General features: G+C 60.3%; 9 protein-coding genes. 5 read left to right on the forward strand and 4 right to left on the reverse strand.

Annotated elements, in window-relative coordinates; all coding sequences use genetic code 11:
* Positions 1–158 precede the first annotated feature (158 nt).
* Both ACNKID_RS03670 and ACNKID_RS03675 read right to left on the reverse strand, forming a co-directional pair.
* A complete protein-coding gene (locus tag ACNKID_RS03670; RefSeq protein ID WP_417912084.1) occupies positions 159–983 on the reverse strand; it encodes an META domain-containing protein in 825 nt (274 codons plus the stop codon).
* Between the two features lie 27 nt (positions 984–1,010).
* Positions 1,011–1,658, reverse strand: coding sequence for a hypothetical protein (locus ACNKID_RS03675; RefSeq protein ID WP_417912085.1), 648 nt, complete (start codon positions 1,656–1,658; stop codon positions 1,011–1,013).
* A gap of 226 nt (positions 1,659–1,884) precedes the next feature.
* On the opposite strand from ACNKID_RS03675, the gene ACNKID_RS03680 reads away from it, so the two are divergent.
* From ACNKID_RS03680 to mobB, 5 genes are read left to right on the forward strand one after another with little or no spacing between them, the layout of a single operon-like run.
* Positions 1,885–2,673 (forward strand): DNA-binding protein, encoded by a 789-nt coding sequence (locus ACNKID_RS03680; protein ID WP_417912086.1) that lies wholly within the window; start codon positions 1,885–1,887, stop codon positions 2,671–2,673.
* Positions 2,654–3,259, forward strand: coding sequence for a 5' nucleotidase, NT5C type (locus ACNKID_RS03685; protein ID WP_417912087.1), 606 nt, complete (start codon positions 2,654–2,656; stop codon positions 3,257–3,259). The genes ACNKID_RS03680 and ACNKID_RS03685 overlap by 20 nt, the downstream gene beginning before the upstream one ends.
* 1 nt (position 3,260) lies before the next feature.
* Entirely contained in the window at positions 3,261–3,683 is a 423-nt protein-coding gene (locus tag ACNKID_RS03690; protein WP_417912088.1) for an NUDIX domain-containing protein, read from the forward strand.
* Positions 3,684–3,703: 20 nt separating this feature from the next.
* Positions 3,704–5,785 carry a hypothetical protein gene (locus tag ACNKID_RS03695; RefSeq protein WP_417912089.1) on the forward strand — a complete coding sequence of 694 codons (2,082 nt, stop codon included), beginning with the start codon at positions 3,704–3,706 and terminating at the stop codon, positions 5,783–5,785.
* Complete coding sequence (gene mobB, locus ACNKID_RS03700; RefSeq protein ID WP_417912090.1) at positions 5,782–6,852, forward strand: molybdopterin-guanine dinucleotide biosynthesis protein B; 1,071 nt, start codon at positions 5,782–5,784, stop codon at positions 6,850–6,852. The genes ACNKID_RS03695 and mobB overlap by 4 nt, the downstream gene beginning before the upstream one ends.
* On the opposite strand, the gene ACNKID_RS03705 is transcribed toward mobB, so the two are convergent.
* Both ACNKID_RS03705 and nrfD read right to left on the reverse strand, forming a co-directional pair.
* On the reverse strand, positions 6,849–7,922 hold the full coding sequence (locus ACNKID_RS03705) for a DUF4469 domain-containing protein (RefSeq protein WP_417912091.1): 1,074 nt from the start codon (positions 7,920–7,922) through the stop codon (positions 6,849–6,851). The two genes, mobB and ACNKID_RS03705, sit on opposite strands and share 4 nt — an antisense overlap.
* A gap of 368 nt (positions 7,923–8,290) precedes the next feature.
* Positions 8,291–8,859, reverse strand: a 569-nt coding sequence (gene nrfD, locus ACNKID_RS03710) for an NrfD/PsrC family molybdoenzyme membrane anchor subunit (RefSeq protein ID WP_417912092.1), incomplete at its 5' end; no start/stop codon positions are given.

The raw sequence follows: 8,859 nt of genomic DNA on the forward strand, positions 1-8,859 counted from the left end.
CTGCGGGCAAAGCGGACGCTTCAGGCCGGGCTGAGCAAAAAAACTTCCGCATAAGGTTTACGCTTCTCCTTCCGCCCGGCCTGCGCAAGAAACTTTTCCGTGAACAGCAGAGGTCACAACTTGGGTTAACATAACAATGGCAGGCTGGCGGGAAGGACTCACAGCCTGCTGAAGATCACTGTCGGCTTGCCGTCCGCATCATTGAGGGTCAAGGCGCGGTCATCCAAGAGATAGGAAGCGGAGGCGTACAGTGCGGCCATGAAGCCGCCTTCCTGCTCCATGATGTCAGGGGACGGACACTGCTTCGCGCCCACTTCAATCATATCGAAGCTGAATGACTTGCTTTCAGGCGAGCCGGTGAAGACAGCCTTGTAGCTGTTGCAGCCTGCCGAGCCGCTGAGCTGGCCATCAACACTGAAGACGGCGGTCATGCTCCGGCCTTTGCTGAGAACTTCGCTCAGGCCGCCCTGTCCGTTGCTGTAGCTGACCACGCGCCAGATTGTGCCTTTCAGCTCCTGGCTCTGCGGCTTGAATACTGCCGCCGACCTGCCGTCCGCATCCTTGAGGGTCAGTCTGCCTTCCTCAAGGGTGAACGATTCTGCGGCCCGCAGCATCTCCATGAACAGCCGCTCCTGCTCCATGCGCTCCGGCGAACTGCATTTCCGGTTTGTTGTCGCCAGCTGGCCGATGCGGATTTTCTCCTTGCCCTTCTCAGCGTGCGGCCCGGAATAGGTGTTGCAGCCTGCCGAGCCGCTGATTTTGCCGCCTGTGAAATGCAGCGTCATTGCAGCAGCTCCAGATTTCGGCGACTGGCCGCGCAGCGAGACAAGCTGCCAGCTCGTGCCGTGCAGCACCGAGCTGCTTTCCGCTTCAGCCGCAGGCGGCGGCTTTATTGGCGGCGCGGTTTCGTCTTTCTTTGATGAGCAGCCGCTCAAAGCCAGAACGGCGGAAAGTGCCAGCGTGGCCAGCAGACTCCAAGGCATGATTATAGATAATGATAAGGAATGAGGTTAAAACCAGAAAAAGTCGCTGACAGCTGACAAAGACGGGGGCTGAACACTTGGCTGGGACGGGGCACTGAAACGTAAGGCTGGAACAAAGGGAAGCATCGGAACCGAAGCAGACCCTTTTGGAAAACTCGGCTCCATGCTTCGACGCACGGCCTCAGACCGAACCGAGAAGAGCCTTTTCTGGATTGTTTGGATGCGTTCAACAAGATTGTCAGGCTGATTGTGCCAGAGACCTTGGCCCGTGTATGGGTCTCTGATCCTCAACTCCGCATAGTTCCGCGAGCAGTTGACGATGGATGCTGCGAGAATGTTGTTCTTGGTCAAGCCAGTAGCGAAGCGTGAGCCGGATATGATCAGCAGGTCGCCGACTCTGAAATTGAACTGCTCAGGATGCTTGTCCGCATACCACTGCGGGGAGATGTGCACCAGATAGATGTTTGACAAGCTGTCCCGTGCGAAGAGATGCAGCCCGAACATGCCGCTCTTCGGGTTTTGCAGGGTGTTGATACTCTCCACTCTGGCCATGAAACGCATGTAGGTGCTCCAATTGTACTGCGGCATGAGCATCTGCGCTGCGGCATGGTGCGCAACGGCGGCCAGCAGGAAGACAAGAGCGGCAAGACAGTGGAGCAGTACCGGGCGGCGCATGAAAAACATCCTTTTTCTATTGTATTCCGCAGAAAGGAAAATAATTATACAGAATTTTGGGCAGGAAACAAAGCCCAAAGTGCCTGACTCATCAAAGCGGAACAGTCAGGCGGGGTTCTGTTGACAGAGCAGGGATAATTTCCTATAACTACCAAGCGCGTGAGAACAAGGCCCGCAAAGGCCCGCGCCTTACACCCACTCACAACTCTTGCAAGGAGACATGCCGATGAAGACCAGATTCCTTTCTGCCGCCCTGCTGCTCGCCCTGCTGCCTGCCATGTCTGTTGTTGCGGACGAGGCGAAACAGCCGCCTGCCGCCGAAACCGCTGCTCCTGCCCCAAAGGCGGTCAAGGGCAAGGTGCTGGAAACCATGTCCGGGGCAGGCTACACTTATCTGCTGGTTGAGGAGGGACAGGGGAAAACATGGGTGGCTGTCCCGGAAAGCAAGGTTGCGGTCGGTCAGACTGTGGCCGTGCAGCCAGGCATGGTGATGAAAGGCTTCGAGTCCAAGGCATTGAACAAGACCTTTGACGAGATTGTCTTCTCGCCTGGTTTGGAGGAGTCTGCGGCTTCGGCTGTCGAAGGCGGCATGCCGACGCGGGCAGCACAGCCAGACGCGCCGGTGGATGAAGCAACCTTGGAGGCTATGAGCGGCGGCTCGACCAAGGCGGTGGTGCCAGCCAAGGACGCGCTGAAGGTGGAGAAGGCTGAAGGCGGGAATGGCCGCACGGTCGAGCAATGCTTTGCAGAAGCGGAGCAGCTGAAAGGCCAGAAGGTGAAAGTGCGCGGCAAGGTGGTCAAGTTCACCCCCCAAATCATGGGCAAGAACTGGATCCACCTTCAGGACGGCAGCGGCGATCCGATGAAGAACACCCACGACTTGGTTGTCACCACTTCTGAGACTGCTGAGAAGGACGCGGTGGTGGTGGCAGAGGGCGTGCTCAGCAAGGACAAGGACTTCGGCGCGGGCTACCGCTACGCGGCGATCATCGAGGATGCCAAACTCAGCAAATAGTCTGCCGCCGCTGGTCAATCCGGCCCGGCTCGGCTTTGATTTCGACGGAGTCATAGCAGACACAGCAGAGGCCTTTCTCCGTATCGCCTGCGAGGACTACGGTTTCTGCGGCTTCCGTCTGGAGGAGATCACCCGCTTTGAGGTCGAGCATTGTCTTGACATGCCCGCCGGGCTGGTTGAGGAAATATTCACCAAGATACTCCGCGATTCTGTCAGCGCGGGCCTGATGCCCATGCCCGGTGCTCTGGAGGTCATCACCGAGCTGGCCGAACAGCAGGGCAGGGTGACGGTGATCACCGCCCGCCCCCTGCTTGAGCCGGTGCTGGACTGGTTCTCTCAGCATCTTCCTGCCGTCGGTTCTGTCCGTGTGCTGGCCATGGGCGACCACGACGACAAGCCCCGTCATATCCTTGCTCATGGGCTGGACTGCTTTGTTGACGACCGGGCTGAAACCTGCCAGCAGCTTCAGGCGGCGGGCATTCAGCCGCTCGTCTTCCGCCAGCCGTGGAACCAGCACTGCCGTCATCTGCCAGCGGTCAGCTCATGGCAGGAACTGCGCAAACTTTGCCTGCAAAGAGAAAGCTGATATGCAATGCAGCCACTGCGGGCAGGAGCTGCCTGCTCACCGCAATCCTGTGCCCACTGTTGACATCATCATTGAGCTGGAGCAAGGCATAGTTCTGATCGAGCGCAAGAATCCTCCTCATGGCTGGGCCTTGCCCGGAGGGTTTGTTGACTATGGCGAGTGCTTCGAGCAGGCGGCAGTGCGTGAGGCCAAGGAGGAGACCGGCTTGGATGTCACTCTGATCCGCCAGTTTCACACCTATTCCAACCCTGAGCGCGACAAGCGGCTGCACACCGCTTCCACGGTCTTCATAGCCAGGGCCGAGGGCGAGCCGCACGGGCAGGACGACGCGGCGCAGGCAGGCATATTCCGCCAGGACAATCTGCCGCCGCTGGCCTTTGACCACGCCCAGATTCTGGCCGACTACTTCAGCGGGGCTTACTGACCCGGCACAGCGCATCTGTTTTGGCTCTCCTCCGCTTTCTTCTGTTCTTCACCGCTGCTCTCCTCTGCTTTGTCTTCGGAGCAGGCTGGCAGGAGCCAGCCCGGCTGACTCTGCGCGGCTTTGCGGCTGACGGCGCGGTACTCACCCTGCGCTGGGACAGCGGCGCAGGCTACAATCACTACGAGCAGCGTGTCTTCAGCCTGCGCACGCATCCGCAGGCAGACGGCCTGCTCAACATCACGCTTGGTGCCACAGGCCGCCGGTGGCCTGCCTCGCAAAGCAAGGACGTTGTCTGCGAGGCCGTGCTGGCAGACGGCAAGCCCATTGATCTCAGCACGATAGCCGGAGCCAAGCCTTTGCTCGACCACGGCGCGCTGCGCTTCAACAAGTCGCAGCAGCTGGCCTTCACCGTCAGAGCCAGGTCGCAGCTCGCCTTCCGCCTCCGCACGGACACCAGATCCGGCATCGCTTTTATAGAGGTCAACGGCCAAAGAACAGAGCACGATCTGTACATGGCCAATGAGGCGGCCAAGCTCAAGCAGGCTGAGTACTGGCTGCTGGGGCAAGACGGCTCCTTCATAGTGGAGACAGAGCTGCCGCGCTACCCTGTGCGCGAGCTGGAAGTCCTGAACAGCCGGGCGAGCCGGGCTGTGCGGCTGCTGGCTGCGGAGCTGCGGGGCAAGAACCGGGCTGCCGACCTCCTGCACGGGCAGGCGCAGAGCTTGGGCCAAATCCGCTTCTCCAAGGTGCTGAACGGCATGAAGAAGTATTTTCATCCGCTTCAGTTTGCCCAGCAGCTCTGCTTCGCCCTGCTCACGGCCTGGCTGCTCACCGCCCTGCTGGCCTTTGTTCAAGCGCGGGGCGGCCTGCGCAGCTGCTTCCTTGCTGAGCAGAGATATTGGTTCTGGCTGCTGCTTGCGGCCAGCTCAGCTGTCTTCGGCCTGTGGCTGGCAGCGTTCTGGCCTGGAGTGATCTCGGTGGATTCGATGAAGATCTGGCGGGCGGCCCTGCTGCCGGATGTCTATCTCAACGACCATCCCTTTCTCAACGTCATCCTCTACAAATACCTGCGCCATATCTGGAGCAGCCCGGCTGCGGTGCCGCTGGCCCAAGCACTGCTGAGCAGCCTGCTGGTCTCGTGGTTCGGCTTCCAGCTCTTCCGTCAGGGCGTACCGCTGCCGCTGGTGCTGCTCTGGCTGCTCTTCGTGCTCTGCTCAGTGCCGCTCGGCGTGTACAACACAGTGCTGTGGAAGGACATACCCTTTGCCCTGCTCGTTGTGTTCTGGGCCTGCCTTCTGGCGCAGCTGCGGCGGGCCAAGCCGCTGCGCTGGACCTGGCAGCAGGTCTGCGCCCTGCTGCTGCTGGGCTTGGCTCTGGGCTTGATCCGCCACAATGGCTTGGTCTACCTTGCCCTGTTGCCTGCGCTCATCCTGCTGCTGGGTCTGATTCCGCTGCGCAAGTCCTTCTTCCTTGGCTTTGCCGCGCTGCTGCTGGCTGCCGTGCTCGGTCTTGCTGGCCTGCATTTTGCCCGGCAACGCAGCGGCTCCAGCTTTATTGCTCAGGAGATCAGCAAGTACAGCCGCAGCCTCTCGCCCGGCAATCTGGCTGCTGACGCGCAGCGGGTCCGCCGTCAGTACATGATGGTGCTGAACATCAATCAGACCGACCAGCAGTGGGACAAGTTCCACCATTATTTCCAAGACCGCCAGGCGTGGTGGTTCCTTCTCCGCTCCGGCTGGTGGGATGTCTATCCTTATCAGCAGGAAGCATATCCCTTCCCGGCACTGAACAAGGCGGCCTTGCGGGTCTATGAAAAGAGCTACGAGCGGCCCTGGGTCTGGCTCTCGTGGAATCCTGTCTGGCTGCTGGCCTTGCTGCCCCTGCTGAGCCTGCTCTTTTTCTGGCTGCCGAATACCGGCGTGCTGGGCGCAGTGCTGCTGGGAGGAGCACTGCCATTGATCTATCTGCACATCTTCAACTGGCGCTATTATTATTTCCTCTATCTTGGCCTGCTCTTCCTGCCTGCCTTTGTCCTGCTTGACCTCTTCGGCAAACAAGGCGCGGCCAGCAAGCCAAGCCCTGTTCAGCCTGTCCTGCCATGAACACGGCCTTTTCTGTGCAATCCTGTCCGGTGCTGGGCATCTGCGGGCGCAGCGGCGCAGGAAAAACCACCCTGATCGAGGCCTTGATCCCCAGGCTGCGCGGGCTGGGCCTGTCTGTGGCCGCAGTGAAAGACGGGGTGCGGCAGGCGCAAGTGGACAGGCCTGGCAAGGACAGCGACCGCTTCTTTGCCGCAGGTGCGGACACCGCCCTGTTCAGCAGCGAGCAGCGTTTTTTCCGCAGCCATCAGTCGGGCATGGGCCTGAGCGCCCTGCTCCCCAGCCTCTGCGCTGCCTATGACGTGGTGGTGGTGGAAGGCCACGCCGCCACGGACGTGCCGAAAGTCTGGCTCTCAGGGCCGGACAACGAGGGGCCGCCTGCCTATCTGCAAGGGACGCTGCTGGCTGTGCTGCGGAGGGAGGAGGCAGATGCCGACCGGCTTTTCTCCTTTGCGCAACAGCTGATTGCCGAGAAGCAGCAGCAGACTGCGGTCTGGGGCTGCGTGCTCATAGGCGGGCAAAGCAGCCGCATGGGCCAGCCCAAGCACCTCCTCCAGCAGGGCGGGCGGACATGGCTGGAAGGCGCGGCGGAGAAGCTCTCGCCTTTGGTCGGGCAGCTGGTGCTGTCCGGGTCCGGCCTCATTCCAGCGGCCTTGGCAGACCTGCCCCGCGTGCCGGACGTGCCGGGCCTGGCCGGGCCGCTGGCAGGCATTCTCGCGGTGATGCGCTGGCAGCCTGCGGTCTCTTGGCTGGTCATGGCCTGTGATCTGCCCGATGCCCAGCCGGAGAGCCTGCGCTGGCTGCTGGAGCAGCGCAGGCCAGGCATCCGGGCTGTGCTGCCGGATCTCAACGCCGGAGGACGGCTGGAGCCGCTCTTGGCCTGGTATGACTTCCGCTGCCGTGCTCTGCTTGAAAACATCGCTGCTTCCGGCCCGCTGCGCCTGCACAGGCTGGCCGAGCAGGCGGGCGTGCTCAGGGCGCAGCCGCCCCTGCATCTGCATGGCTCCTGGCGCAATGTCAACACGCCGGAAGAGCTGGCAGGGCAGGGCGGGCCAGCCCTGTCAGTCTAACTGCTGGGCGTGATGTCCAAGATGTCCACCATCCTGTCTGCGTAGCTGTTCAAGAGCAGCTCGCTCAGCCCCTGAAAGTTCTCCACCACGATGTCCACGCTGCTGACTGGCGAGCCGCTGTACCCGGCAAGGGTGCAGGTACCATTCCCAGTCATCGTCACCGCAGGCCCTGCCTTGCCGTTTTTCTCCATATCCAAAAGATTGAAAAGCAGATGGCCGCTTTGCCGGTTCAAAATCACCTGAATGCGCGTCCGCGCGGTGTCTCCGCTGATTGAGGCCGCGCTCACCCGGACATACGGGCTGTCCGCGCTGCCGGTAAGGATGCCGTTGCTGATGATGTCGTTTGGATCCACTGCCAGCGGCGCACGCAGCCGCTCGCTGAAGACAGTGGTGCGCAGACTGCCGTGCTTGGTGTAGCGCGTGCTCAGCGACAGGGTGTATTCCTTGTTCCAAGGATTGCTCTGCTCAGGAATGTCCGGCATCATAAGCACAAGGGCGTTGGAGATCATGCCAAAGCGGCTTTGTTTGATGCTGCCGCTCTCAGTGCCCGCAATAACGCAGCCGGTTTCGCTGCTGTTCTGGTCAAAGGATAAATTGCTGCCGCTCAGGCGCAGCACGCCCTCTGGGTTGAGCACGTTGTTCAAGCCGGTGCGGGTGTCTTCAGCAGCGGCGATCACCGGGACTTTCAGCTCTGCCGGCTTGCGTTCATACTCTGCCTGACGGCGGATATCGAGCGTGAAGGGCCGGGAGGCGTAAACACGCACGTGCAGCAGGTTTTCATCATCAGGCAGCGGGTCGGTCGGCTGGTTCAATTTCCCCTTGAAAGAAAGACGATAGGTGAAACCCTCGGCCAACGTCACTTGGTTGCCTTCAAGCAGATTCCGTTTGATCGCTTCAGTCATGGCCTTGAGTATCGACATGACCAACTGCTGGTTGTAGTTGGGATTGCTCGCGCTGATCTGGGCGGCCAGCTCCTCATAGCCGACCACAGCTCTTGGCACATAGGTGATCTTGTAGGACTTGGGCGTGGTGATGGCGTTTGGTTCCGGTTTCCATTGAATGCCTGCCATGATCGTTCTCCTATTGAAGGGGGAGTGGAGGGGATATGCTGCAATGCAGGGGTGTTTTATAAACCAGTCCTGCATTCTGCGCATATTTACGCGCGGCCATGCTTTTGTCAAGGATTTTTTCAGGCAGGCAGCACGGGAAGAGGGCGAAAGATTTTTCGCCCTTACACAGGTGGACGATACGGGAAGAGGTTCGAGAAAGGTACCTTGGTATCTCAGGCAAAGGTACCAAGGTATCTTAGACGAAGATACCTTGGTACCTTCACCTAAGGTGCCAGAGCAGAAAAGGCAGGTCTACGGGCAAAGAAAAAGCCGCTGAACCAAAACGGTTCAGCGGCTTGTGCGCAGCAGTTCAGCCTGCGGCAGCAGGGTTACATATACCCGCCGTAGCCGGAGATCTGGCCTGCGTAGACCATCGCGAAACGGATGACCGCGCTGCCGATCAGCACCAGCACCGCGCTGGCGTTCATCATCAGCAGGCCGGAGGTGGTCAGCTCCTCGGTGTGCTCGCCCGTGACTTCCAAGAACTTCAGCACGATCGCCAGCGGCAGGCACACGCCGATGATGACGATGCTGAGGAAGTAGGGGAAGAACTCATGCGACTTGCTGAAGAAAGGCATGATCGCCTGACGGTGGGCCGCGTCGCCGGTGTAATGGCCGTAGAAGAAGAGCAGGAGGATGAGCAGCTCGGCAATGATCAGCCAGATGTCAACCTTGGTGAAGAAGAGCTTGGTCTCTTTGGTCTTGGCGACAATAATCATCACAGCCGCGCCTGCGCTCATGCCGCTGCACAGGAAGAGCATCGGCAGGATGGCCGAGTTCCACAAGGGACGGGCAACCAGGCTGCTGAGCAGGATGCCGGTGTAGACAGCCAGGAGTATGCCTGCCAGAAAATTGGCCTTGGCCAGCTTGAGCAAGTGCGGCTGCATCTTGTCGGCAA

Source organism: Candidatus Electronema sp. TJ, from assembly GCF_048287355.1.
Taxonomy (GTDB): Bacteria; Desulfobacterota; Desulfobulbia; order Desulfobulbales; family Desulfobulbaceae; genus Electronema.